This is a genomic window from Kribbella albertanoniae (assembly GCF_004348455.1).
Lineage (GTDB): Bacteria > Actinomycetota > Actinomycetes > Propionibacteriales > Kribbellaceae > Kribbella > Kribbella albertanoniae.
This window is the reverse complement of sequence record NZ_SMKA01000104.1, coordinates 1-26,512: the sequence shown is the minus strand read 5'-3', so window position 1 is coordinate 26,512 and position 26,512 is coordinate 1. Positions and strand designations below refer to the sequence as shown.

Sequence of the window (26,512 nt, the reverse complement as noted above, 5' to 3'; positions counted from 1 at the left end):
GGTGTGGCTTGGGGGTGGTGAGCACCGAGAGGTCGGCGGCGAGGCGGACGCGGTTGCGGCCGGCGGCTTTGGCGGCGTACATGGCGCGGTCGGCTTGCAGCAGCAGGTCGTGGACGGTGATGCCGTCGGCGGGGTAGACGGAGACGCCGATGGAGACCGTCAGGTGGAAGGTGTCCGGATCGAGGTCGGGATCGTCGAGGACGCCGGCGCACATCGCGGCCAGCGGGCTCCCGGCGACTGCGTTGCGCAGCCGGTCCGCCGTCACCGTGGCCTCGTCGATCCCGGTGTCGGGCAGCGCGATCACGAACTCCTCGCCGCCGAACCGGCCGATCACGTCCTTGGCCCGGATCGCACTGCGCAGAATCGTCGCGACCGCCCGCAGCGCCTCGTCGCCGACCAGGTGGCCGTGCCGGTCGTTGACCTGCTTGAAGTGGTCGATGTCGATCAGCAGCACGGACATCTGCTCGCGCTGGGTCCGTGCGTTGTGAAGCATCTCCTCGGTTTGCCGACGCCACCAGTCGACCCGGGTCAGGCTTGTCTTCGGGTCGGTCTGCGCTTCGGACTCCAGTTGGCCGAGCAGCAGCGCGCGCTGCGCCGTCAACGTGATCGGGATGGCAACGAAGGCGAACCACGGGCTGATCAGGCAGGCACCGGCCAGCAGACAACCGAACATCGCGGCGGTCGCGTCGATGCAGAGGTCATCGAGCCCGCCGACCGTCTCTTCGCGGCTGCTGCCCGGCACGATCAGCGAGATGGCCAGACCGCAGAGCAGCGTGTCGGTGGCGACGAAGGTGACTGCAGTGAGCACCATCGAGGCGACCAGCGCCAACTCACCGCCGCCGAACAGTTCGCGCGCCGAGCCGAACACCTCATGCGCAGCGCCGACGGCGAGAATGTGCACGGAGGTCGAGAAGGCCCACCGGTACGGGATGCATTTGCCGGCCCGGATCCGCCACCAGATCCGCAGCAGCACCACGACCAGGATCGCCAGCGCCGGATGCAGGATGATCGCGGCCGCGATCATCCAGGCCGGGGCGAGGTCCTTGTGCAGGGCGCCACCGCGCCGGCGCCGGTTCTCCACCCGGCGCGCGCCCTCGACCGCGATCAGGGCCGACAGCGTCAACGCGGCCACCACGTCCAGCCCGTGCCAGCTCGGCAACTCGGTGAACGTCTGAACGCCGTACCCGAGGGCGGCGAAGTCGACGAGCACGACGACAACGAACGCCGGGACCGTCAGGGTCCACAGCGCCCATTTCCGTACCGATCGCCTACTCTGCGCAACCATTACCCCCACGGTACGACGAGTGAGCGTCACGTCCCAATCCGCGACGGAGCGGCCCGGATGACAATGTGGAAACGATGATCAGTGCCAGCCGATTCAGTCGTTTGATCAATCATCAAACACGAAAAACCTTTATATCGTTCGGTTTTTCCGTGGACCGGCGGGTCTCGAAAAGGTTTCCGGACTCGCCCGGGATGCACCGCAGGATCGGCGGTCGGGTCCGCTCAGCGGACCCGGCCCACAGCTTTGAGGCGATTACCGCCGGCGACGAGCGGCGCCGAACAGGCCGCGGACGATCTCCCGGCCCGCGGTCCGCGCGAACTGCTTGAACGCCGACGAACCGATGACCTGCTCGACCATCGACTTCTCCGGCTTCGGTGCCCGGCCGCGCGGCGCCGGCTGCTCCTGCGGCTGTTGCTGCTGCTTGGCCTGCTCCTCGGCCTCGGCCTGCTCAGCGCCGGCCTGGACCTTCTTGGCGAGAAGCTCGTAAGCCGACTCCCGGTCGAGCACCTGCGAGTACTTCGCGTTGTTCGGTGAAGCCTGGACCGACGCTGTCATCTGGTCGGCGGCCGCCGGCGCCATCAATGAGAGCGGTGCGCGCAACCGGGTCCAGGCGACCGGGGTCGGCGCGCCCTTCTCGTTCATCACGGTCACGATCGCCTCGCCGATGCCGAGCTGGGTGAGCACCTCGCCGAGGTCGTACGCCGAGTTCGGGAACGTCGACACGGTCGCCTTCAACGCCTTGGCGTCGTTCGGCGTGTGCGCGCGCAACTGGTGCTGGACCCGCGAACCGAGCTGGGCGAGCACGTCGTCCGGCACATCCTTCGGGGTCTGGGTGACGAAGAAGACGCCGACACCCTTCGACCGGATCAGCCGGACGGTCTGCGCGATCGAGTCCAGGAACGCCTTCGAGGCGTCGTTGAAGAGCAGGTGCGCTTCGTCGAAGAAGAAGACGAGCTTCGGCTTGTCCACGTCACCGACCTCGGGCAGGTCGTGGAACAGGTCGGCCAGCAGCCACATCAGGAACGTCGAGAACAACGCCGGCCGGTCCTGCAGGTTCGGCAGCTCGAGCAGCGAGATCAGGCCCTTGCCGTCCCGCTGCTGCAGCAGGTCGGCGGTGTCGAACTCGGGCTCCCCGAAGAACGCCTCGGCGCCCTGGTCGGCGAACCCGATCAGCGCCCGAAGGATCACCCCGGCGGTCGCGGCCGACAGCCCGCCCAGGTCCTTCAGATCGGCCTTGCCCTCGTCGCTTGCCAGGTGCGTGATGACCGCCCGCAGGTCTTTCAGGTCGAGCAGCGTCAGACCCTGCTTGTCGGCGTAGTGGAAGATCAGCCCGAGCGACGACTCCTGGACGTCGTTCAGCCCGAGCACCTTCGACAGCAGCACCGGCCCGAACGACGTGACGGTCGCACGGATCGGGATTCCGGCGCCCTGCCCGCCGAGCGCGTAGAACTCGGTCGGGAAGCCGGTCGCGGTCCACTCCTGACCGATCGTCTTCGTCCGGGTCAGCAGCTTCTCGTTGCTCTCACCCGGCTGCGAGATCCCGGACAGGTCGCCCTTGATGTCGGCGGCGAACACCGCAACCCCGGCCGCCGACAGCTGCTCGGCCATCAGTTGCAGCGTCTTCGTCTTACCGGTACCGGTCGCACCGGCCACCAGACCGTGCCGGTTCACCATCGACAACGGGATCCGGACTGCCGCCTCCGGTTTGGGTTCACCATCGACCAGCAGCGCACCGAGCTCGATCGCCGCCCCCTCGAACGCATACCCCTGCTTGACGGTCTCGACGACGTCGGCTGTGTCGGTCATGGCCGCATGCTATTACCTCAAGATCTACAACCTGGGTATGACGTCTTTCTCATCCGAAAGGTTGAGTTTGGTTCCGGGCTGTTCCGGTGACGTTGCCGACCTCTCACTCGACCTCTGACAACGCTAGACTTCGGGGGGTGATCTTCAAGCGTGTCGGGGAGGAAAGGCCGTACCCGGAGCACGGGCTCAAGCCCAAGGACTGGTCGTCGCTGCCACCACGGCAGGTGCGGCTGGACCAGCTGGTGACGACCAAGGGCACGCTCGACCTGAATGCACTGCTCGACGAGGACTCGACGTTCTACGGCGACCTGTTCGCCCATGTCGTCGAATGGAGGGGTGAGATGTTCCTCGAGGACGGTTTGCACCGCGCACTGCGAGCGGCACTGCAGCAGCGCCTGGTTCTGCACGCCCGGGTCCTGGTCGTGGACTGATCACGATGACCGCCCTCTACCCCCAGCCCCGCCCGCAGCTGCGGATCCACTGGCGCACGCCCATCACCATGGTCGTCCTGCTGGCGATCCTGGTCGGCGGCGCCTGGTGGGGCTGGAACTCGCTGATCAACACCAGCGCCGGCCCGACCTGCGTCGAGCAGCAGCTCGAGAACAACCGCCTGGTCCCCAAGCAGGTCTCGGTGAACGTCTACAACGGCGGCGCCAAAGCCGGCACCGCGGCCAAGGTCGCCGACCTGCTCCGCAAGCGCGGCTTCAACGTAGCCAAGGTCGCCAACGAGCCCAAGGGCGACAAGGTCGACACCGTGGAGCTCCGCGGTAACGCCACCAACTCCCCCGAGCTCCAACTGGTAGCCGGCCAGCTGGCCCAAAAGGCCGCCCCCGTAGCCGACGGCCGCGACAGCCACACCGTGGACCTGGTCGTAGGCACCAAGTACACCAAGCTCAACGCCAAGGGCCTGGCCTCCATCACCGTCCCCGCCGGCAGCTCAGTCTGCCTCCCCGTCATCTACACCCCCCAGCCCGTCCCCAAGGGCCAAAACCCGAACTGACCTCTTCGGGATCCGCACGTGGGTTCAACCTGCGCTGCGAGTGGGTTCAGTGTGTTCGCGTTCGGTCGGGCTGGGTTACTCGGCGTTCGGGCGAGGGACAGGGCCGAAGTCGCCGCGCTCGGGCGAGGTCAGGATGGCGAGAAGTTCGGGGTCCGCGTAGATCTCGGCAGTGTTCCGCCATTGGGCAATCAGCGTCAGGACCGGCGCGGACACTCGCAGGTCGGCGCTCGCATCCATCATGTCCACCAATTCCTGAGCGAACTCGCCCCGGCCACCTGGCGGGAGGAACGTGATCCAGGGAAAGACCTGCGGCAACAACTCGTTCAGGAGTTGGGAGCGCGTCTCCGGGTTGCCCATGACGGCCCGCAGCACGCGCACCGTCAGTACGACGATCTGGTGGTTCTCCGACATCCGCTCCACGGTGGTCAGCACCAGGTCGTCCTCGGAGCCCCGGCGGCGGAGGCGGAGGGCCTGGCGGCGCGTCGACTTCAGCTTCTCGACCGTCTCCACGGGGCGTTGGAGCAGGTCGGAGAAGGTCACTTCCGGGAGATCCGTCATAGTTCAAAGGTAGTTCAGTAGAACGGCGCGCAACGAACCGTCAGTGGTTTTCGCGGCCTTTTTCGCCGAACCAGCCGGCTAGGCGGCCGGCTCGGGAGATGGCTCGGAGGCGGCGGGCGGTTTGGTCGCGGAGGGGGCTGGGGGCTACGACGAGGAGGGCGTCGCCGGCGCGGAGGACGGTGCGGCGGTCGGGGACGAAGGCTTCATCGCCGCGGATGATCAGGGAGACCGAGACACCGGCGGGGAGGCGGAGTTCGGCGATCTCGACGCCGGCCAGGCGGGACTCGCTGGGGACGTGGACCTGGAGCATGTCGGCGTTCAGGGACTCCAGTGGGGCGACGTCGATCTCGACCTCGAAGGCCGCGTTCTCGTCGAGGACGCCGAGTTTGCGGGCCAGCCAGGGCAGGGAGGGGCCTTGGAGGAGGGTGAAGAGCAGGACCAGGACGAAGACGATGTCGAAGATCCTCGTGGCCTGCGGGACCCCTTCGGCCAGTGGAATGGTGGCCAGGACGATGGGGACGGCGCCGCGGAGGCCGGCCCAGGAGATGAAGGCCTGCTCCCGCCAGGGCACCTTGAACGGCGTCAGCGAGATCACCACGGCAAGCAGGCGGCCGACGACGGTGACGCCGGTTCCGATCACGAGGGCGACCAGGACGTCGTTCAGGCTGATCCGGCCGGGTGAGGCGAGCAGGCCGAGCATGACGAACAGGCCGATCTGCGCCAGCCAGGCGAGGCCGTCGACGAACGAGCGGGTCGCCATCCGGTGCGGGAGCTCGGCCTTCCCGAGGACGAGCGAGGTCACGTACACGGCGGCGAAGCCCGATACGTGGAGCAGGACGGTGCCACCGGCGTACGAGATGATCGCCAGCGAGACGACCGCGAGCGGGTACAGGCCGGCGGAGCCGAGGGCGACCCGGCGGATCAGGCCGACGCTGATCCAGCCGATCGCGAACCCGAACAGCGCGCCGACCACCAACTCGTAGAACACCAGGCCGGTGAAATACAGCCACCCGTGCTCGCTCGTGGCGCCCGTGCTGACCAGGGTGACGAGCAGGACGGTCGGCGCGTCATTCAGCCCGGACTCCGCCTCCAGCGCGCCCCTCAACCGCGGTCTGATCGGAACCCGACGCAGTACAGAGAACACAGCCGCCGCGTCGGTCGGCGATGTGACAGCACCGATCAGTACGGCGATCTGCCAGTCCAGCCCGAGGACGTAGTGCGCGATGCAGGCCACGACGCCGACGCTGATCGCGACCCCGACCGTGGCCAGCACGAGCCCGAGGGGCATCACCGGGCGGACTTCGTTCCACCGGGTGGTCAGGCCGCCCTCGATCAGGATGATCACCAGCGCCGCGAACCCGAGCGCATGGGCGATCTGAGCGTCCTCGAAGTGAATGTGCCCCGGCCCGGACTCACCGAGCAGCAGGCCCATCCCGAGGTAGATGAGCAGCGACGGGAGCCCCAGCCGCCCGGACAGGCGGACAGCCACCACCGCAACGAGCAGCACCACGGCCCCGCCCAGCAGGATCCGGTCGAGCTCTGCCACGTCCACGGTTGGGGCCTTTCAGTCGAACTCAGGTCCCGAGAGACGAAAACCCTGACGCATCACACAGCATCAGGGTCTTCGGTCCTACGTCCATCCCGGAGGACGGTTGGCGGTGGCGGAGGGATTTGAACCCTCGGATGGGGGGTACCCATCACGCGCTTTCGAGGCGCGCTCCTTCGGCCGCTCGGACACGCCACCGCCGCAGAGGCTATCAAGACCTGTGCCCGGAAAAGAAATCGCGGAGCCGGGCACCGGCCACATCGGCCATCACGCCGCCGAACACCTCGGGCCGATGGTTGAGCCTGCGGTCCCGGACGACATCCCACAACGACCCCACGGCACCCGCCTTCTCGTCGTACGCGGCGAAGATCAGCCGCTCGATCCGGGACAGCACGATCGCGCCCGCGCACATCGTGCAGGGCTCGAGGGTGACCACGAGAGTGCAGCCGGTCAGCCGCCACTCGCCGACATGCCGGGCGGCCGCGCGGAGCGCCAGCACCTCGGCATGCGCGGTCGGGTCGCCGGTGGTCTCGCGCTCGTTGTGCCCGCGACCGATCACCTCACCCTCGGCGTCGATCACCAGAGCACCGATCGGTACGTCGGGCAGCGCGAGCTCGGCCTCGTCCAGGGCCACGGCCATCAGCCGGGACCACTCGCGCTGCAGGGCCGGGCTAACCAATTGCTTCGATCGCCTCGTGGAACTGGTTGCCGAACCCGAGCACGTCCGCGACTTCCTCGAGCATCTCCTCGGGGAGGAGGTCGATGTCGTCGCACAGTGCCCCGAGATCCATCGCGCTCATCCCGAGATCCGCGACGATCGTCAGGTCACCGGCCGGGACCTGCTCGTCGTCGTCATCGACCAGCGGGATGTCCAGCTCATCGACGACCTGCTTGGCCAGTGGCCACTCGGTCGCTGCGGTCACGTCGGAGATCAGGAACCGCGCCCGGCCACCGTCCAGCCGGATCAGGATGAAGAAGTCCTCGTCGACCGAGATCATCCCCAGTACGCCGGCCTCTCCCGGGTACCGGCGCAGCCCGGAGACCACCGCGGACAGGTCGGGCTCCCCGCGCAGCACCAGCGGGGTGACGGTCCACACGCCGTCCTCGGTGTAGGCGGCAACAGCGAAGTCGAGGTCGGTGGTTATTGGTCCTGCGGTGGCGTCGGACACTGTGTCATGGTGACAGACTCCCGAGGTCGGCGGGAGAAATATCGGGGAACACGCCCACTTCAGTGGTGGTACGTCGCTCTCCGCATCGCCTCGCGGAGTCGCCGGACGCGGGCCCGCCGGGGCGCGATCCGGTCCCGCAGCGCCTTCGCCTCCTCGAGCTCCCGCAGGAACTCGGCCCGCCGGTGCAACCGTTCGAGGTCACGCGGCGGCCAGGGCTGGTCGGTCGGCTCAGCACTCTCGGTCATCGGCACTCCCCTGGGGCGAAGGGCACAAACCAATGCACTTTCGATGCTAAAGCCGCGAGAAGTTTCGCGGGAGGAATCGCCGACGGTAGCGTTCCGGGTTATGCAGATCCTTGTCGTGGACCACCCGCTCGTCGCCCACAAGCTGACCACGCTGCGGGACGAGGCCACGGACTCGCCCACGTTCCGCCGGCTGACCGAGGAGCTGGTCACGCTGCTCGCCTACGAGGCGACGCGTGATGTGCGGACCGGTCCGCACACCGTGCAGACCCCGGTGGCCGAGGCGGAGGGTGTGAAGCTGACCTCGCCTAAGCCCCTGGTGGTGCCGATTCTGCGCGCGGGCCTGGGCATGCTCGAGGGGATGACGCGGCTGCTGCCGACCGCCGAGGTCGGGTTCCTCGGCATGATCCGCAACGAGGAGACCCTGGACGCCTCGACGTACGCCGAGCGCCTGCCGGAGGACCTGTCCGGCCGCCAGTGCTACGTCTTGGACCCGATGCTGGCGACCGGCGGCACGCTGGCCGCGGCGATCCAGTTCCTCGTCGACCGCGGCGCCGACCACATCACCGCCATTTGCTTGCTCGCGGCCCCTGAAGGTGTCGAGCGGATCGAGCGCGAGCTCACCCACCTCAACATCCCCTGCAACCTCGTGGTCGCCGCGATGGACAGCCACCTCAACGAGAAGGGCTACATCGTCCCCGGCCTGGGCGACGCCGGTGACCGCCTGTACGGCGTCGCCCAGTAGCTCAGACGAGTTCGTTGCGGTAGAAGAGGTTGGCTCGGCGGTCGCCACCGACACCCGACGCGAAGCCGAAGTACAGGCGGGCGGTCGCGTCGGTGGAGCCGTACACCGCCATCCCCTCGGCTTCGCGGTAGGTCAGGCTGTTCCCGGCCAGGGTCAGGAACGAGTCCACGATCTTCCCGGCGTTGATGTCGTAGCACCACAACTTCGAGTTGGCTTTGGCCGGATCGGGGTCGCCGGGATACGCCGTACCCTCCCAGAAGTAGCAGTACGAGCCGTAGAGCGCCCAGCCCTGGAAGGCGACCCCCGCGGTCAACGCGGGCTGCACGAAGGACGCGAGCACGGTCGAGTAGTTCCCGGCAGACGCTGCAGCGAGGTCGTACACGGTGATCCGCATGCCCTCGGGCGAGGCGTGGCGGACGCCGAGCCGTCCGTACCGCTGGTCCACCGCAGGCGTCAGGACACCACCCGTGACCGGTTTCCACTTCGTCACCGAGGCCGAGGTCAAGGTGGTGTCGTTCCTCCACGGGAACCGGCAGATCTGCCGCCCCCGCCCGTTCGTGGTGTCGACATCCGTCTCGGTCCAGATGTACGACGTACTGCCGACTGCCTGGGCACCGATCGAAACGGCATGGCCGAAGCCATTCAGGTACATGCGACCCAGCACAGTGCCGGTCAGACTCAGCTGGGTCAACGTGAGATCGCCGCTGTTGGCCCCGCGGCCGGCTCTGAGCTGGCCGGTGAAGAGCCGGTTGTTCGGGGTGTCGAAGGCGAAGGACTGCATCACAGTCACATCCGCCAAGGGCTTGTGGCGGAAGATCTCACCGCCGTCGCCACCCATGGCGAAGCGTTTGGTGGTGGGCAGGGCAAGGCTCCGGGCGGAGGCGGTGGGGACACCGAGAGCACCGGCAGCAACTACTGCACCGGCACCCGTCAGCAACCCACGGCGGGAAATATTGTCCATATCGCACGATAACTTGTGTTAACTACTCACGAACAGGTGTTAGAAGGACTCCGGTAGATCAGGAACCTCCAGCGAGACCAGCTGAGCCGGGGTCGGCGTCTTGAGCTCCGACATCCGGTGCGCCTGCCGCTCGGTCATCGCCTGGAAGATCTGCCGCGCCGACCGGCCGTTGCCGAAGCCCTCGCCGCGCGGCTGCTGCTCGAACAGCGTGCTCAACGCCGCCCGCGCGTCGACGGTCAGCTCGTACTGGTGACCGCGCGCCTGGTGTTCGACGATCCCGACCAGCTCGGCCGCGGTGTAGTCCTCGAACTGCAGCGTCCGGGTGAACCGCGAGGACAGCCCCGGGTTCGAGCCGATGAAGCGGGACATGTCGTTGACGTACCCGGCCACGATCACGACCAGGTCGTTGCGGTGATCCTCCATCAGCTTCACCAGCGTGGCGATCGCCTCGGCGCCGAAGTCGTTGCCGATCCCGATCGGCGCCAGCGAGTAGGCCTCGTCGATGAACAGCACGCCGCCCAGCGCCTGCGTGACCGCGGCCTGCGTCTTCGGTCCGGTATGACCAACGTACTCGCCGACGAGCGCCGTCCGGTCGACCTCGACCAGATGCCCCTTCCGCAGCAGACCGAGCGCCTTCAGGATCCGTCCGTACAGCCGCGCGACCGTCGTCTTACCGGTACCCGGGTTCCCCGCGAAGACCAGGTGCCGGCTGAGCGGCGGTGCCGGCAGGCCGGCCTCCTCACGCATCCGGACCGTCTGCATCAGCTTCACCATCGACTGGACGTCACGCTTCACCCGGTCCAGCCCGACCTGCTCCTCGAGCTCGGCCAGAACGTCCTCGAGCGTTTCGTCGTCCGGCGGCATGCTCTCGTCGAGCGGCCCAGCCACCTGAGCAGGTGGAGTCGAAGCAGCCCCCGCTGTGGCCGCGACCGGCGTCTCGCGGATCATCGCGACACCATCGACAGTGCAGTCCTCGAAGACCGGTACGGCGCCATCCTCCTGCCCGACCGCCTCCGAACAGTCCCGGATCCGCAGGTGCTTGAAGGTAGGAGCCGCCGTCTTCGCCAGGTGCAGTGCCGGGTACTTCGTCCCAGTGACATCGCAGTCCGTGTAGGTCCCACCGGCCTTCTCGGCCACGTAGATCCCGTTCTTCGCCACCGCGCTCACCCGCAGCCCGTTCACCGTCGGAGTCGCCTCCGACCAGATCACCAGCCCGGACCCCGCGCAGTTCTCGATCGTGCTCGCGTCGATCGTCGCGGCCGCTCCCGTGCCGACCACGATGCCGGCCGCCTTGGTCCCGCTGACCCGCACCGCATCCAGAGTCGCCAACCCAGAACCTGCCAGCTCGACACCAGTGCCGACAGTCCCGGTCACCGACGACGTCCGCACGCTTGTCGCGGTGGTGGACTCCAGCCGGATACCCGTCCCACCACCGACGATCCGGCAATCCTCCGCATCAGCAAACCCAGCATCCACAGCCGACAGCCCGGTCAGCCCGACGTCCTGGATCCCACACCGGATGAGTTCGACTCGCGCCGACGCGGTCACGTGGACGCCGTGCTCAACACCCTCGCGAACCTGGCAATCGGTCAGCTTCACGTTCGCCGTACCGGTCAAATGCACCGCGCTGTACGCCGGCCGGTCGAACCGGGTCGCGGTCACAGTCGCCGTCGCGGAATCCGATACCAGCAAGCCGTTCGCACCCGGGTCGGTCACCGCGCAATCGGTCGCAATCAACTCAGCGCTGTCCTGAGCAACGAGCCCGCTGGCCCGCGCCTCGCGAACCCGGCAGTCGGTCAGCTCACTCCGCGCCGACCCGGTCGCGTGCACACCCGGCCCACCGGCCTTCTCGATCCGGACATCGCTGAGCGTCGCCGCCGAGCCGTCCTCCAGCAGTACGCCGGCCATCCCCGTCTGCCGGATCGTCCCGTCGGTCGACACCAGCTTGCTGGTCCCGCGCAACCGGAACCCATACCCCGAGGTCTGGTTCAACCGCAGCCGCGACGCGTCCAGATACGCAGGCCCGGACAGTACGACGCCAATCCCGTCCACCGTGTCGATGACGGAGTCCTCGATCTTCGCCTGGACCCGGCCGGACAGATGGATCGCGGCCAGCCGCCCCTGCTCCAACCGAGACCCACGAATCATCAACGTGGTGACGCCATACCCGGTCAGGTCGGACCCCTGCCCGGTGCTTTCGTTGCCTCGGGCATGGATCCGACCACCGGAGATCGTGCAGTCCTCGATCATCAGCCCGGCCCCACCGGCCACCCCGACCGCCGGCGCACCGGCATCGTCAGCCGGCGCCTTGATGGTCATTCCGCGTACCGTGCATTCGAGGCCCTCGGCAACGACCGTCGGCTCACCACCCGGTACGCCGGTCACCGTCACCTGCCCGCCACCGGGCTCGGCGACGACCGCGATCGAGCGGTCGAGGCGGAGCTGTTCGGCGTACTCGCCGCCGGCCACCACGATCACGTCACCAGGACCGGCGGCCCGCAGGGCATCGCCGATCCGACGGAAACTGCCACGCCCCTTCGGGCCCACGTAGCGAGTGGTCACGGTGTTCCTTGGGTGCCGGAGACGGGAGGTACGGCGGTCATGCCGGGCGGCAGAATGACGCCACCCGAAGTGATCGTAGGCGGCGGTTGCGGCGCGATGTTCGACCAGGGCGGATCGATCGCATTCCGGATCGCAGGCGTCAGCAGTGAGGCCATGCCCTTCTCCCAGAGCCGCAGCGGCATGTTCAACGCCATCTCGCCGATGCCGCCCTTCTGGACGTACCGGCCGAGCGCGTACTGACCGATGCCGGTCCGGAGCAGGCCGATACTGTTCGCCGCCACCAGGCTGGCCACGGCCGTGATGCCGCCCTCGGCCACGGCCTGCCAGCCGGAGACCTTGTGAGTCTTGCCGTCCGAGCCCGGTACGCCGAAGATCGCGGCGTTCATCGTGCCGTTCACGAACGCGGTGAACGGCAGCAGCAACATGCCGAAGCTGTAGTCGAAGACGCCGGACCGCCACCGCACCGCGGCGCTGTTCGCGGCCCACTCCGCACCCCAGGTGGAGGTGTGGTTCAGCGGACGGTTCGTGATCAGCTTGCCGCCGTCGAGGTTGCTCATGTTCTGCTTCAGGTCCCGGAAGGCACCGAGCATCTTGGTGTCGGTCAGCGCCGCACCGGCCACACCCTTGATCACCGTGCCGACCGCAGCGTTCATCAGGGCCTTGAGCGCGTCGTTCCCGGTGAACGGCTTGTTCTGTGCCTCGGCGATGATCCCGGCGATCATCAGCGCGGCCGCGTAGTCGAGCAGGAAGTCGAACGTCATCGTGATCGCGAGCTTCTGGGTCAGCAACCGGGAGAACGGTGCGTAGTTCGCCTCCCGCAGTACGGCGCTTCCCCCGGGAAGCAACGTCTTGTCGGCGAACGTCCACTCGGACTGCATCAGCCACGGCTGCCGCTGGACATCGCCGAGCCGGGTGTTCCAGCCGCGGAACTCGGTCAGCTGCCCACGGAAGTCGAACTCGTTGCCGGTCAGTCGCAACTGCCCGTCGCGGAACTCGAACACCAGACCGTTGTCGGAACGCTCACCGATCACCCGGCCGGTGTTGTCGTAGAGCTTCCACTGGCCGTGGATCTTGTCGGTCTCGAGGTAGTTGTTCCCTGACAGCGTCCGCTCCCGGACGACCTTGTCGAGGTCAAACTCCTTCCACTGCCGGAAGTCCGTGTTCCCGCTGCCGTCCATCGTGTACTCGCGGACCCGCGTCGGCCGGCCGTCGCCGATATGCGTCGGCGTCTCCCGCACGATCTGCGTCGGCGTCCCGGGTGTGCTGTCGCGGAAGTGGCTCGAACCGGCGGGCCAGTTCTGCTGCCAGGTCCCGTCAGCGGCCAGCCACTGCCGGTTGAGCTGCGTGGACCCGACCACCTCGACGCCGAGCTTGTCGAACTCCTTGACCACCCATTGACCGCCGTCGTTCCACGACTCGATGAACCGCCGGTCGTCGAGCATCCGGCGGTCGCGCACCAGGTTGCCGGCGTTGTCGAAGTCCCGGAACGAGTTGTCGAAGCTGATGCTCTCGTCCCGCGAGCCCTTGAAGTGGAACCGGTCGCCCTCACGCCCCGCGATCGCGACGCCGTTGTGGTCCAGCTCGTGCCACCGCCAGGACGACGAATCCGCCGGCCCGGTCGCGACGACGTACCGGTGCTGTCCGACGGTGCCGGGATCGGGGATCCGGTGCGACATGCCGACCAGGTTGCCGTGGGCATCGCGGTTCACCCAGATGTGGGTGTTGCCCGGCTGCGGGTATTCGCGCACGATGCCGCCCGGCTGACTCTCGCGGAACATCCGCCACTGCCCGTTCACCTCGGCGAAGTCCTGCCAGGTGTTGCCGGTGTTGACCCGCCAGCCGTTCACGTCACCGTTGGTCCACGGTACGTCGGTCTGCGCGTGCGGGTAGACGGTTCCGGGCCGAGTCGCGTGGTCGCCGACCCTGAGCTCGGTCCCGTCGTGCAGCTTGCCCGTCGACCGGACGAACGCGCCGTTCAGGTCGACATCGACGATCGCCTCGTCGGCACCGACGTACCGGACGCCTCGACCAGCCGGGTTCGTGCCGCCGGTGGTCTCCCAGCGGAAGATCTGGAAGCGGTTGTCGGTGGCGATGTGCGCGACGCTGCCGGTGGTCGGCGGGTTGTCCAGGAAGTTCTGCCGGATCCAGAGCGGCGGCCGCTGATCGCCCTGCCGAACCGCGGACAGGAGCGTGCCGTCGGGCAGCAGCTCGCCCTTGCCGATCGCCTTCAGCTGAGGCGACAGCAGCTCGAACGATCCGTCCCGGGTCGGATGCGTCGTACCCGGCTGGAGCGTGAACTCCTTGTACTGCCGGGCGGTGTCGGGCCCGTGCCAGGTGCCGAACTTCTGCTGCGCGACCCGACTGACCTCGGTGCCGCCGTCCATCACCCGGACGGTGTCGGTCCAGCCCTCGCCGATCCGCTCTAACGTTCGGTTGCCCTGGGCAACGTGTACGAAGTCGGCCTGGTACCGGTGCCACGTCCAGTTGTCGCCGTTCCGGATCGCCAGCACGTGGCCGGTGATCTTCTCCTCGGCCTTGGCCAGCGGTCCCATTTGGTCGGCGATCGGATTGTCGTACTTCTGCAAGCCCTGCTGGTAGTCGCGAACCGTCCGCCACTTGTGGTCGATGTCCTGCCACGCGTTCCCGGCCGTGGCGTGGTGTCGCTTGCCCCAGTTGGTCAGGTTCCCGTTGCCGTCGTACGTCGCCCAGGTGGTACGGCGGTTGGTCGAGCCGAAGCCGAGTGTGTCGGTCTTGCGGAAGCTGTCCAGGATCTCGTTGTTCGGCAGCCACCGGCGTTCGAAGACCTCGACCTCCTTGGCGGTTGAGCTCTGCAAGCGGATCCGGCCGTTCTCCAGGCCGACGATATCGACCTTGCCCTTCTGGAACCCGAGGTCGCCGACGTTCCCGTTGTCGCGCACCCGCTGCCACGTGTTGTCGGTCCGGTTGACGACGTACTTGAAATCGGTCGCCTGGTTGTCCCGAACCACCCGGAAGGCCTGCTCGGTGACCACGCCGTCCCGGTTGAAGACGTGGTGCTCGCCGTTCCGAGGCCGGCCCGGCATGTTCAGCTCGATCCGGATGTTGCCCGCATTGTCGATCGTCGGCGGGTGATGCGGTGTCGGCATCGCCGTACCAGCGTTGTCGGTCCACTGCACGACGCCGTTGTTGTCCCGGGTGATCCGGCTGCCGCCGAGCGCAACGCCGTTGCCTGGCAGGTCGGTGACCTCGCGCAGCAGAGCACCCTGCAGGTCGAACACGTCATGACCGTTGGTCCGCGTGACCTGGATCTCGGTGCCGTTGATCACGACGTTCCGGCCCGGGACCGCCGTGAAGGTGTTGTCCAGCCAGCGTGCGCCGCCACCGCCGATCTCCAGCCACGCGGTCTCACCCGGCAGCTGGATCTGGCGCCCGAAGGCCTGGAAGGCACCATCCGCGCCGAACTGTTCGAACCGGCCGCTGTCGACGATCCGGTAGCTGCCGCCCTGCACATGGCTGACCGTCGCCGTGTCGCCGGCTGGCCCGCGCAGCACCAGGTTGTTGTTGACATCGTGTACGACGATCCGCTGGGTGCCGGTGACCTGGTCGAGGACCGGGACATGCCGCTCGAGGTAGGCCCCGGCGTCGTCGAAGTGCCGACTGACACCATTCGCGTCCGTGATCTGGAAGCCGTCCTGCGCAAGGTGCACCACGCCCGGCCGCGGCGCCACGGCATCGTCGACGAACTGGGCCTGACCATCCGGCGTCCGATACAGGTACGTGTTCCCCGTGTACGACGGATCCTGGACCCGAATGCCATGCGCACGACCGACGCCGTCGTCGCCGAACCACCGGACCGTGGTCGTCGAGTCGTCGAACATCCGGAACTGCCCGTTGCCCAACAGTTCGATGCGGTGCTGCGCGACCGGCGTACCGTGCACGTCGACCGCGCGCAGCCCACCGGCCCCATCAGCCTCGGTGAAGATCGATCCCCTGGGATACATGCTGTCGGCCAACGCCGTACCGCCACCGAGGTGTGCACCATTGGCCCCGTAGAGATGCGTCTCGCCGCGCGGCCCGATGACGCGGAAGCCACCACCGTTCGTGTCGACCACGGTGAACAGCGGGCTGTCCGTGCCGGCCACCTGCGGATGCCCCTGCATCGGCCGGACCACCCACCGGTCGCCGAACTGCCCGTTCAGCTGCAGGCGGTTGTCGACGTGAACGCCGTTCGCATCGAACCCACGCCCGACCCGTCCTTCGACCACCAGCACGCCGTTGTTGTCGAGTTGCTGGACCACCGCGTTCGGGAGCGGAGTGCCTTGTACGTCGACCACCTGGGCACCCTCGGTGAACCGCAGACCACGCGGGTCCTGCAGTACGACGCCATCCGCGATGTGCACGCCGTCCGCGCCGTACCGCTGGGTCTGGCCGTTCGGGCCGATCACGCGGAAGCCGTCAGCACCGAAGTCGTGGACGGCGAACTGGTTCGCCTGTGGGCCGGTGACATGCGGCTGGCCGCCGTGCGGAAGGACTACCTGGTGACCGTTGAACGCGCCGCCGAGCTGGTGCTGCTGCACCTGCGGCATGTGCATCATGTTGACGACGACCGGCTCCTGGGCCCACGCGCCCGGCTGCGGCAACCGCATGAACAGATCGCTGTCGTGCAAGACGTTTCCGCGCAACTGCGCGGCCAGATCCGCCAGGTCCGTGCCCTTCCACGGTCCCTTGCTGAACGCGCTCTCGGCGCCGTCGATCTTGACCGAGACCGTGCCGCCGTCGACGTCCTTGCTGATCAGGACATCCAGCTTGTCGCCGTACCCGGGCTTGCTCAGCGTGTGCGTGGTGAGGTTGCCGTCGGCACTCTTCGTCGTCGTGACGGTGACGTCGCCGAAGCCGTCCCAGCGGTTCACCGAACCCTCGTCGAAGGCGCGGACGAAATCGTCGTACGCGGTGTCCAGGTTCATCCCCGGCCACTTCTCGGTCAGCAGGTCCGCGATCTTGCCCGGCGGGATCTGCTCGGCCTTGACCGGGATGATCCGCATCCCGTCCTCGATCCGGTCCGGCCCGGTGCGGGTCAGCGTGGTCGGCGCGAGCGTGACCTCCCACTGACTCTGGTTCCACGCCTTGGCCGCGTCGTCACCGGCCTGGTATCCCTTCGGATACGCCATCGACAACTTGCCGTGCCCAGCCGGTACGTCGATCTCGAAGACGAACCGGTTGCCCGCGGCACCGTTCTTCGCCCACTCCTCCTGGAAGCCCAGGTTGTTCGAGGTCGAGCTCGGCAACCGGTCCACGAACTCGTCGGCCTGCGCGGCGTGCGGGTCCATCGACACCCCGCGGTACAAGGTCATCCGGTCGTCGGGGCCCTTGAGCAGCAGGTCGCGGGTGACGTTGTTGAAGTCGTTCACCTTGGCGGCCAAGGTCCCGTCGGCCAGCGCGGACGGCTTCACGAAACCCTCGTAGCCACGCTTGGACGTGAACGAACCGCCCATCACGTCCTTCATCAGGTTCTCGACGGCCTTGTTGTTCATCGCCTCGGTGAGGTGCGTCCGCGACGAGTCGACCTGCGAGGTCCAGCGCGCCAGACCGTCCGGGTCGTTGACCAGGTGCGGCGGCGGGGTCGCCGGGCCCAGGTCGCGGGTCACCGTCTGGACCGGGCCCATGAAATTGCCGTCCCGCGTGTAGTGCAGCGGACCGGTCGGCGTCGCGACGAACAGGTCGTCGCCGGACAGGTGCCGCGGCCAGACACCTGCATCCCCGAGCGAGCCGTCGAGCTGACCCGCGATACCACGTAGGTTGATCAGCTCTCCGGCCAACGGCCCGTCGGTCAGCGTCATCGTCCGGCCGATCAGACTCGGCCGGAAGCCCATCCGGAATGTCCAGGTGTCCCCGACTACGCCCCCGCCTCCGGTGCCGATCCGCGTCACGACGACCGTGTTGCCGTTCACCACACCGCTGAAATCGTCGGCCAGGGAGCCGGCGAATCCGACCTGGCCCTTCTCGACCTGGAACGACACGTTGCCGCCCGGCACGTCGAACAACCGCCCGGCACCCGGCAGTTTCATCTTCTTGGCGGCGCTGACCTCAGCCTGGAGGTCGTCGTAGTCCATCTCGTGCTTGCGCTTGAACGCGGCCTTGCCCGCATCGAAGTCGACCTGCGCCGCGTCCAGCTCCATCCTGACCTGCTGCCCGATCGCCGAATCCACCGACGTGCTGTCGTTGCGGCCACCGTGCAGATTGACGTTGAGCTCGGCCTGTTGCAGGTTGTACCGCGACTGCTGAATCCGGCCGAAGTCCTCCGTCCGGACGGCGGCCATCGCGTCGGCGTCGAAGGCCGCACGAGGCGCCGTGGTCTTCGCGGCCAGGTCCACGTCCATCGGCGAAGCGACCGCTTTGCCCTTCGTGCTCCAGGCAGCCGGCTTCGACATCGAGATGAACAGGTCGTTGTCGTGCAGCGTCCCGGCCCTGAGGTCGGTCGCGATACTCGCGAACTGCTCCCGGCTCCAGGTCTGGTTGAACGCCGGCCGCCCGTCCGCCATCGCGGTCACCCGGACCGAGTCGGCGTCCACGTCGCGGGTGACGGTGATCTTCAGGTCGTTGCCCGGGAACCCCGCCTTGCTGACGGTGACCTCGTGGATCAGGTTGTCGGTGGTCTTCGCGGTCGCGGTGACCCCGCTCATCCCCGGGAACTTCTGCATCGACGCCGTACCGAACGCCTTGGTGAAGTCGTCGAAGGCATCGGCCGAGTCCAGTCCAGGCCACCGCTCGTTGAGGTAGTGGCTGATCTGGTCGTCGTTCATCTGCTTGGCGCGCACCGGGATGACGGTCAGGCCGTCGCGCTCGAAGATGGGCTCGCTGGTCCGCTCCAGAACCGTCGGCGACAGTGTCACCTCGAACTGCCCCTGGTTCTTCGGCGCTGCCTCACCGGCTCCCCGCGCATAGTCGTCCGGATAGGCCATCGCCAGCTTGCCGTGCGTCTCCGGTACGTCGATCTTGAACACGACCCGCTTGCTCAGATCGGTGCCCTCGGCCCACTTCGGCTGGAACTTCCACTCACTCGATGTCGAGACCGGCAGCCGCTCGATGAAGGTGTCCGCCTGCGCGGCAGCCTTGTCCATCGCGACCCCGCGGTAGACCGTGGTCCGGCCGATCTTGCCGTCGACCATCAACGAGTTCGCGACCGTGTTGAACTCCAGCACGCGTTCCTCGAGGTTCCCGTTGCGGAACGCCGGGTCGATGTAGCCGCCGTACCCACGCTTGGAGGTGAAGGCTGCCTGCGAGATCGAGTCCATCATCTTGCCGACATCGTCCAGCTGGCTGGCCGCGGTCAGGTGGGTGCGCGAGATCTCAACCTGGGCCATCCAGCGGGCGAGGTCGTCACCGATCAGACCCTCCGGCGGGTTCACCGGCGGCAGGTGATCGGTGCGGGTCGAGCCGATCCCGACGAAGTCGCCTTCCCGCGTGTACTTCGCCGGTCCGAGCGTCGACGGGACGTGGAACTCCCCCGACAGGTACTGGACCGGGACCTGACCACCGGCGCCGTCGTACAGGTGTGACTGACTCGGCAGGCCGGTCTCGATCTCGGCGCCGATCCGCTTGCCTTCGAACGGTCCGCCGCTCAGGGTGAACTCGTCGCGGTTCAGCATCGGCATGTTCGTACGCTGGTTGATCGAGTACTCGAGCTGGCGCATCACGGTGCCGTCGAAGGAGGTCTCGGTGACCTTCAGCACCGGGCCGTCGAAGCTGCCGGTGAACGCTCCTGCGTTCGGGCCGGTGAAGGTGACGGCACCGTCGTCGACCTTGAAGAAGACCGAGCTGTTCGGGATCGCGGCCGGGCGCGGTTGGGTGCCTCCGGCAACTAGACGTGGACGGTCGCGGAGTGAGTCGACCAGCAGTTCGTCCAGCTGGTGCTGGACACTCTCGACATTCATCCCCGGGTACTTCGACTCGAAGAGCTCCTTGACCTTGACGAACTCGCCATGGGCGGTCTGCAGGTCGACGCGGGCCAGATCGCCGAGGGAGGGACCGGACGACGGGCCCTCGATGCGGTTGCCGTTGATGGTGAAGTTGTCGAGAGCCTTGCCGAGATCGTTCTGCGCCTTCTGGACCGCGGTGAAGTCGTTGGCCTTCTGGGTGACGACCGAGTCTGCGTCGCCGGGCGAGCGGAAGACGTTCGTGCGGGCCAGGCTGTCGGCGTCCCAGGCGTCCGCGATCTGCTTGCCGGTCGGCCGCGCCACGTTCCACTCGGCCGGCTTGGCGAGGTTCGCGAACTGCTCGTTGTTGTGCAGCACGTTGCCGCGCAGATCCGTGGCCAGGTTGCGGAAATCGGTCTTCGACCAGGTCTGGTTGAAGACCGTCGTACCGTCGGTCACCATCGTCACGCGAACCGAGTCGGCCTGCTCGTTGCGCATCACCGTAATGGTGAGCTCGTCCTTGAAGCCGGGCCGCTGCACGTGGATCGTGTGCATCGAGTTGTCGGTGCTCGTCGTCGACCGGGTGATCGCGTCGTCGAACCCCTCGAAGTTGCGCAGATTCGTTTGACTGAAGGACTTCGCGAAGTCGTCGAACGCGGTCGCCGAGTCCAAGCCCTTCCACTGCTCGGTGATCAGCGACTCGAGCCGGCCGGGCGGGATCTGCTCGGCCTTGACCGAGATGATCCGCAGCCCGTTCTCGAAGCGGTCCGGCTTGCCAGTGCGCACCAGGGTGGTCGGCGCGAGGGTGAACTCGGACTGATCCTGATTCCAGGCGCGCGCCTCGCCGCCACCGGGGGTGTAGTGATCCGGATACGACATCGCGAGCTTGCCATGACTCGGCGGTACGTCGATCTCGAACACGGCGCGGTTGGACAGTACGCCGTTCTTCGCCCACTCGTCCTGGAACTTCATCGATGTGGAGGTCGAGATCGGCAGTCGCTCGGTGAAGCTGTTGGCGCCTGCTGCCTGCGGGTCCATCGAGACACCGCGGTAGACGGTGATGTTGTCGGCCGGGCCCTTGAACAACAGATCGTCGGTGATCGCGTTGAACGCGCGCGCCTTTCCGACCAGAGTGCCGTCGGCGAGGGCGGTCGGGTTGACGAAGCCGCCGTACCCACGCTTGGAGGTGAAGGAGCCGCCCATCACGTCCTTCATCAGCGTCTCGACGCCCTTGTCCGACGCGGCCACGGTCAGGTGGGTGCGGGACAGGTCCACCTGCGACTCCCAGCGTGCGAGAGCGGCTGGGTCGTCGAGGAGGTGCGGCGGCGGGACGGGCTTGGGGAGGTCACCGGCCACCTTCGGGCCGGCGCCGGTGAAGTTGCCGGTCCGGTCGTAGGCCAGTGGACCGTGCGGCGACCCGACCACGATCGTGTCGTCGGTGACCTTCACCGGGAAGGTCTTGCCGTCGCTGGTCAGCAGCCCGCGGTCGAACTGGCCGAGCTTGCCTTCCAGCGCTACCGGCTGGCCGTTGAAGTGGCCGCCGTTCAGCGGGAAGGATTCGCCGACGAGGTTGGCGCGGTTGCCGAAGCCGAGGTTGTAGGTCCAGGAGTGGCCGGTCGAGTCCTGGGTGATCTTCAGCGTGGTGCCGGTGACCTCGGAGCTGTAGCCGTCGCCGTGCAAGGTGATTCGCTTGCCGTCGGCAACATCGAACTTGACGCCGGTGTTGCCTGGTAGGTCGAAGGTCTGCGTCCGGCCGCCACCGAGGAGTCGTGGCCGCTCGTTCAGCGACTGCCTGGTGATGTCGTCCAGCTGCTGCGTGAGTCCGTCGGCGTTGAGGTGGTGCTTGTCCTGGAACGCGGCCTTGGCGTTGTCGAGGTCACGCTGCGCACCGTGCAGATCGAGGTGCACCTGCTCGCCGACCGACGGCCCGGTGGACGGTCCGTCCGCCCGCTGGCCGTGGATCTGGACGTTGTCGTTGGCGATGTTGAGATTCTTCTGCGCGTTCTGGACCGACCGGAAGTCGTCCATCTTCTGCGTGACGGCGAGGTCGGTGTCACCGGCCTTCTGGAAGACGCCGGCCTTGGCAGCCAGATCGTTCTGCCAGTGGGCGGTGACGTTCTGCCCCTCGAGTTTGCCGGTGGCGCTGTAGTTCCACGACGCCCCATCCTTGCCAAGGACCTGTACGCCGCCTGTGTCGAGGCCACGCACTTTCAGACCATCAGGCACCAGCTTCCCGTCCAACCCAGTCACGTGGAAGGTGCCGTCGGACCCCTTCACCACGATCTGGTCGGTGGGTCGCAGTACGCCGTCGGTCTTCGTCAGCCGGATGCCCTGGTCAATGACCATGCCGTCACTGCCGAACCGCGTAGTCGCCCCAGTCGACGTATCGGTGAACCGCACGTGCCCGCCATTGAGCACGTCCAGCCGCCCGTTCGCCCCACCCCCATGCAGGTTGAACTGCGTCATCCCGCCCTCGAACCGCTCCACCTTGATCACCGCACCGGGATGATCCGGCAACCCACTCAGCGGAATCTCCGACTTCCCAGGCGAGAACGAGTGCCCAGCACTGCCGGGGCTGCCGATATTGCCCGGCGTCCCACCAACACCCGGCGCCCCGATATGCCCCGGCCCGCCGACACCCGGGGACGCGATATGCCCCGGTCCGCCCACTCCCGGCGTACCGACGTGGCTCGGGGTGGTGGGGACCAGGGAGGTTTGGATGGGGACGTCGGAGCGCGGGAGGTTGACCGGCTGGACGTGGGCGGTGGCGGGTGGGGAGGCGAGGTTCTGGGTGCCGGCGAGGCCTGGGTTGTCGACCTTGACTGGGGCGCCGAGCTTGAGGTCTGCTCCGTTGCCGTGGAGGAGGTTGAGGGCGCTGTTGACGCGGTCGACGGTCGGCGGGGTGACTGCGGCCAGGTTGCTGTTCGTGGCAGCCGGGGAGTGCAGGATCTCGTCGATCGAGGTGCGGATGTGCGCGGCCTGGAAGCCCTGCCCGGCTCCATCACCGATCGTGGTGGCGAAGTTCGGGGAGACCGTCGGGGTGTTGTTGCGGATGCCGGAGTTGACCAGGTCGCCGATGCCGCTCGACTGTGGCGACGAGACGTGCAGGGAGCTGACGTTCACGTTCGGCTGTACGGCGTTCCCCGTCAGCTGACCGAAGTTCCCCGTACCGGCGCCCTGCGTACCGTGCACCACCCCGTTGGCCGGCAACGCGGGCAGCGCGACGTGGTTCGCGTTCGGCATGCCCTGCACGAGCCCCTCGATGCCGTTCACCCCGTTCACCGACGGCGTACCGGCATGCATCGCCGGAATGTTCGTCGACAAGTTGCCGACGCCACCCACGGACGGCGTACCAGCATGCATTGCGGGGATGTTCGTGGAGACGCTGCCAACGTTCCCCATCGACGGCGTGCCAACATGCAGCGATCCGACGTTGGTCGACACGTTGCCGACGTTCGACGTCACCGGGATGTGCAGGCCGCTGGACGTCGTCACCGTCGGCGGGTTCACCACGCTGATGCCGACGTTCGTCGGCGGTGTGGTGTTCATCGGCGCGAGATGAATCTCGTCGATCGCGGTGAACGCCTTGCCCGCACCGAACCCGGAGTCGGTGGCCAGACCGAAGTTGTTGATGTGTACGGCGGGAACCAGCTTCGGCGGCTCCATCATCTGGTTGAAGAACGACTTCAGATTGTCGGCGAAGCCCAGGTTGCCGGTGGGGATCGGCGCCGCGCTGATCCCGCGCCCGATCGCCGCCATCGTCGGCATCCCGAACACGTTCTGCGCGAACACCCCACGCCCGACCACACCCACCTTCAGCGCTTGCGTGAACGACGCCCAGTTGCTCATCCCCAGCGCCTGGAACGCCCGGATGTCGTCGGCCGCGACCGGCAGGAAGATCCGGGTCCACTGCAGGTTGCCGAAGTGCGCCGAGATGAACTTCCCGGTCCCCGTCCACAGCGCGCCGATCCCTCGACCGATCGCGCCGATTCCATTCCCGACAGCGGACAGCCCGGCGGTGAACGTGAGCCTGAGCTTGGTGAAGGCACCGAGCGAGATCGTGCCGAAGTTGTTCACGAAACTGGCCGCGTTGACCGGGAAGTTCCGCAGGTTCTTGATCACGAACAGGCCGGTTTCGCGGATCGAGAGGTTGACCAGGCTGCCGAGACCGCGCAGGCCGGTCAGGCCCGACATCAGGAAGTTCTTGCTGAAGATGTTCCGGAAGGTGTTCGCGATCCCCTTCACCCCGGCCGCGATCCCGCCGGCGACACCCTTGATGATGCTGAAGATCGGCAGCGCCTTGGTGGTCGGCGCGATCAGGCCCAGCCCGGCCAGGAACAGGTCGAGGAAGCTGGCATCACCCTTGGCGACGTCGACGATCGTCTTGATGAACAGCGCCAGATTCACCCCGAGCGCGATCAATGCGATCGGGCCGCCGAAGATCAGCGCCGGGATGATCAGGATGATCGCCAGCCACTTGAACGCTTCCCAGAACGCTTCGCAGTCCGAGATCGGCAGCTGGATGTTCGAGACGCCGTTGATCCGTCCGGCGTACCCACTGGCAGCACTGGACTGATCCCGTCCGGCCTGCTCGGCGACACCCTTCTGACGATCTCGCTCGGGATCGTCCTCCTTCAGGCCACGACCCGCCGCGAGCGCGGCATCCGCCGTACGCTGATATCCCTCGACCGCGGTCCGCCACTCGCGCAGCGCGGTGGCGGCGGTCTCGAAGGCGTTCGCCACGTCCTCGACGTGGCCGCGCAGCCGGCCGTCGACCTTGCCGCGCAGGGCGTCCGCGGTGGCGCCGACGAAGACGCTGTCGTCGTTCTTGTTCATCACCGAGTCGACGGCGGTCATGATCTCGCGCGCCTTGCCGCCGACCTTCTGCAGTACGTCGGCCAGCTGACCGATGGTCTCCGGCTCCCCGGGAGTGGGGTCCCCGCCCAGCCCGATCGCGTCCCAGTCGCCCGGCCGTGGCATTCATCCCCTCCTCACACCTCGAAGCCTCCACCACGACCACGCACGAGCGAGGCTCCAGGTTCATTCGAATCCGAATGAACCTGGACGGCCGTTCCGGCGTGGTCAGTACGTGAGCGACCGTCAGGAGGGGTTGTGCCGGACAAACTCAAGATGAACTACAACCTGCTCAACGACGCCAAGAAGGATCTCGAGGAGCTGGCCGGCAACATCAAGCCGACCCTGAACGACAGCCTGTTCAGCACGCTGGCCGGTCAGGACAGCTCGAGCATCCTCGGCAGCAGCGAGATCGACACCGCGATCACCGCGCTGCACACCAACGCCCAGGGCACGATGACCAAGGCCGAGGACGGCCTGAAGAAGCTGGCCGGTTCGTTCGGCTCGGTCGGCGAGGCGTTCCTCCAGTTCGACGCCGAGATCGCCCAGGGCATGAACGTCACCAACAGCAACCTGGCGCTGTCGAACTACTACCGGGACAAGTCGCAGTGGGACTACTACCAGGCCCACAAGAGCGAGTGCGAGAACCTCCCGGCCGGCACCGAGGCACCGGACTTCTGCAGTGCCAAGAACCCCGGTGACCACCCGCCGCTGGACCAGACCATCCAGACCGACCGCGGCAACATCCAGACCCATCTGACCCTTGACGACAAGGGGAACGTGATCAAGGAAGAGACCACGGTCACGTACGACGGGAAGACCTACCACTCGGTGACGACGTACAGCGATGACAAGCACACGATGATCACCGACAGCGACTACCCCGACGGCAGCAAGGTCCACGACGAGACCAAGCTCAACGCCGACGGCAGCAGTTCGTCGACCTCCACCAGCACGGACGCCGACGGCAAGAAGGACGTCACCGTCACCGATCTGAAGGGCGACGGCAGCGGCACCAAGAAGGTCACCGACAACGACGGCGAAGTGACCGAGTACACCCGCGGTGCGGACAACGACGACGGTACGTCGGCCGACTGGGTCGAGGTCCCGAAGCCCGAAGACGACGATTACTACTACTACCCGTACGGCGTCTAGCCCACGGACTGCACGCCCACCCCCGAAAGGACCACCAGCAATGGCGTACGACGGCATCAACCTCGACTACGGCAAGATCGTCGATGTCACCAACCTGATGAAGAACGCCCACGACCAGATCGTCCCGCTGGTGGAGAACCTGCGCACCCGGGTGAACACCCTGGTCGACGACGGCATGGTGTTCAAGCAGTCCAGCGAGGTCATCCGCAACACCTACAACAATTTCGACACCAGCCTGAAGGCCGCGGTCAAGGGCATCGAGGACTTCCGCGAGATGTTCAACAGCATCAAGAAGAACGCCGAAGACTTCGACCAGGGCATCAGCAACTCCCTCAACCAGGCCAAGTAACCCCGCACCCCCTCAGGGGCTCCCGGCCTCTCGTTGCCCGGAGCCCCTTCCGCATCCCCCACCTTGAGCACCCACCAACCATCTGGCACCCCATCCGAATGGTCGAACCGCGCTCAAGGTCGCACGACCGGCCCACCTTGAGCACCGATCAACCATCTGCCAGCCGCGTACATGGTCGAACCGTGCTCAACGTCGATCGGCCCGGCCCACCTCGAGCACCCCTCAACCAGCGCCCGCGCCTCCACAACCGAACCGCGCACAACGTCCGAACGACCGGAGACCCGCCCTCCACTTCTTCGGACGTTAACCACCGCCCCACCACAACGTCCGAACGACCGGAGACCCGCCCTCCACTTCTTCGGACGTTAACCACCACCCACCCACAACG

At 67.1% G+C, this 26,512-nt stretch carries 15 protein-coding genes and 1 tRNA gene; 5 read left to right on the top strand and 11 right to left on the bottom strand.

From position 1 onward, the window contains the following. Together E1261_RS21970 and E1261_RS21965 are read right to left on the bottom strand one after the other, a co-directional pair. Positions 1–1,285 (bottom strand): GGDEF domain-containing protein (locus E1261_RS21970; protein ID WP_132409345.1); only part of this gene is annotated, 1,285 nt, incomplete at its 3' end. Positions 1,286–1,537: 252 nt separating this feature from the next. Continuing rightward, on the bottom strand, positions 1,538–3,091 hold the full coding sequence (locus tag E1261_RS21965) for a helicase HerA-like domain-containing protein (protein ID WP_132409344.1): 1,554 nt from the start codon (positions 3,089–3,091) through the stop codon (positions 1,538–1,540). A 137-nt stretch (positions 3,092–3,228) separates the two neighbouring features. Between E1261_RS21965 and E1261_RS21960 the strand changes: the two genes are divergently transcribed. Together E1261_RS21960 and E1261_RS21955 are read left to right on the top strand one after the other, a co-directional pair. Continuing rightward, positions 3,229–3,522, top strand: coding sequence for a type II toxin-antitoxin system VapB family antitoxin (locus E1261_RS21960; RefSeq protein ID WP_132409342.1), 294 nt, complete (start codon positions 3,229–3,231; stop codon positions 3,520–3,522). Between the two features lie 5 nt (positions 3,523–3,527). After that, the gene (locus E1261_RS21955) at positions 3,528–4,091 is read left to right on the top strand and encodes a LytR C-terminal domain-containing protein (RefSeq protein ID WP_132409340.1); all 564 of its coding nucleotides are present in this window, start codon (positions 3,528–3,530) and stop codon (positions 4,089–4,091) included. Between the two features lie 75 nt (positions 4,092–4,166). Here the strand turns inward: E1261_RS21955 and E1261_RS21950 are convergent, their stop codons facing one another. The 6 genes from E1261_RS21950 to E1261_RS21925 form a co-directional block, all read right to left on the bottom strand. Beyond that, on the bottom strand, positions 4,167–4,649 hold the full coding sequence (locus E1261_RS21950; RefSeq protein WP_165952596.1) for a hypothetical protein: 483 nt from the start codon (positions 4,647–4,649) through the stop codon (positions 4,167–4,169). A gap of 40 nt (positions 4,650–4,689) precedes the next feature. Next, the gene (locus tag E1261_RS21945) at positions 4,690–6,201 is read right to left on the bottom strand and encodes a potassium/proton antiporter (RefSeq protein ID WP_132409338.1); all 1,512 of its coding nucleotides are present in this window, start codon (positions 6,199–6,201) and stop codon (positions 4,690–4,692) included. A 101-nt stretch (positions 6,202–6,302) separates the two neighbouring features. Continuing rightward, positions 6,303–6,393 (bottom strand) — tRNA-Ser (locus E1261_RS21940). 13 nt (positions 6,394–6,406) lie between these two features. After that, positions 6,407–6,835, bottom strand: a complete 429-nt coding sequence (locus E1261_RS21935; protein WP_132409336.1) for a nucleoside deaminase — start codon at positions 6,833–6,835, stop codon at positions 6,407–6,409. A 31-nt stretch (positions 6,836–6,866) separates the two neighbouring features. Beyond that, complete coding sequence (locus E1261_RS21930) at positions 6,867–7,364, bottom strand: tRNA adenosine deaminase-associated protein (RefSeq protein ID WP_238176356.1); 498 nt, start codon at positions 7,362–7,364, stop codon at positions 6,867–6,869. A gap of 59 nt (positions 7,365–7,423) precedes the next feature. Continuing rightward, the gene (locus tag E1261_RS21925; RefSeq protein ID WP_132409334.1) at positions 7,424–7,609 is read right to left on the bottom strand and encodes a hypothetical protein; all 186 of its coding nucleotides are present in this window, start codon (positions 7,607–7,609) and stop codon (positions 7,424–7,426) included. Between the two features lie 100 nt (positions 7,610–7,709). Here E1261_RS21925 and upp point away from each other — a divergent pair, with 100 nt between their 5' ends. After that, positions 7,710–8,351 carry a uracil phosphoribosyltransferase gene (gene upp, locus E1261_RS21920; protein ID WP_132409332.1) on the top strand — a complete coding sequence of 214 codons (642 nt, stop codon included), beginning with the start codon at positions 7,710–7,712 and terminating at the stop codon, positions 8,349–8,351. A 1-nt stretch (position 8,352) separates the two neighbouring features. Here the strand turns inward: upp and E1261_RS21915 are convergent, their stop codons facing one another. From E1261_RS21915 to E1261_RS21905, 3 genes are read right to left on the bottom strand one after another with little or no spacing between them, the layout of a single operon-like run. Then, positions 8,353–9,312, bottom strand: a complete 960-nt coding sequence (locus E1261_RS21915) for a phage baseplate protein (protein WP_132409330.1) — start codon at positions 9,310–9,312, stop codon at positions 8,353–8,355. A 39-nt stretch (positions 9,313–9,351) separates the two neighbouring features. Then, the gene (locus E1261_RS21910) at positions 9,352–11,874 is read right to left on the bottom strand and encodes a right-handed parallel beta-helix repeat-containing protein (RefSeq protein WP_132409328.1); all 2,523 of its coding nucleotides are present in this window, start codon (positions 11,872–11,874) and stop codon (positions 9,352–9,354) included. Next, on the bottom strand, positions 11,871–24,746 hold the full coding sequence (locus tag E1261_RS21905; RefSeq protein ID WP_132409326.1) for a hypothetical protein: 12,876 nt from the start codon (positions 24,744–24,746) through the stop codon (positions 11,871–11,873). Before E1261_RS21905 ends, E1261_RS21910 begins: the two co-directional genes overlap by 4 nt. Positions 24,747–24,878: 132 nt before the next feature. Here E1261_RS21905 and E1261_RS21900 point away from each other — a divergent pair, with 132 nt between their 5' ends. Then, the gene (locus E1261_RS21900) at positions 24,879–25,775 is read left to right on the top strand and encodes a hypothetical protein (RefSeq protein WP_132409324.1); all 897 of its coding nucleotides are present in this window, start codon (positions 24,879–24,881) and stop codon (positions 25,773–25,775) included. Between the two features lie 40 nt (positions 25,776–25,815). After that, the gene (locus E1261_RS21895) at positions 25,816–26,124 is read left to right on the top strand and encodes a hypothetical protein (protein ID WP_132409322.1); all 309 of its coding nucleotides are present in this window, start codon (positions 25,816–25,818) and stop codon (positions 26,122–26,124) included. Positions 26,125–26,512 lie beyond the last annotated feature (388 nt).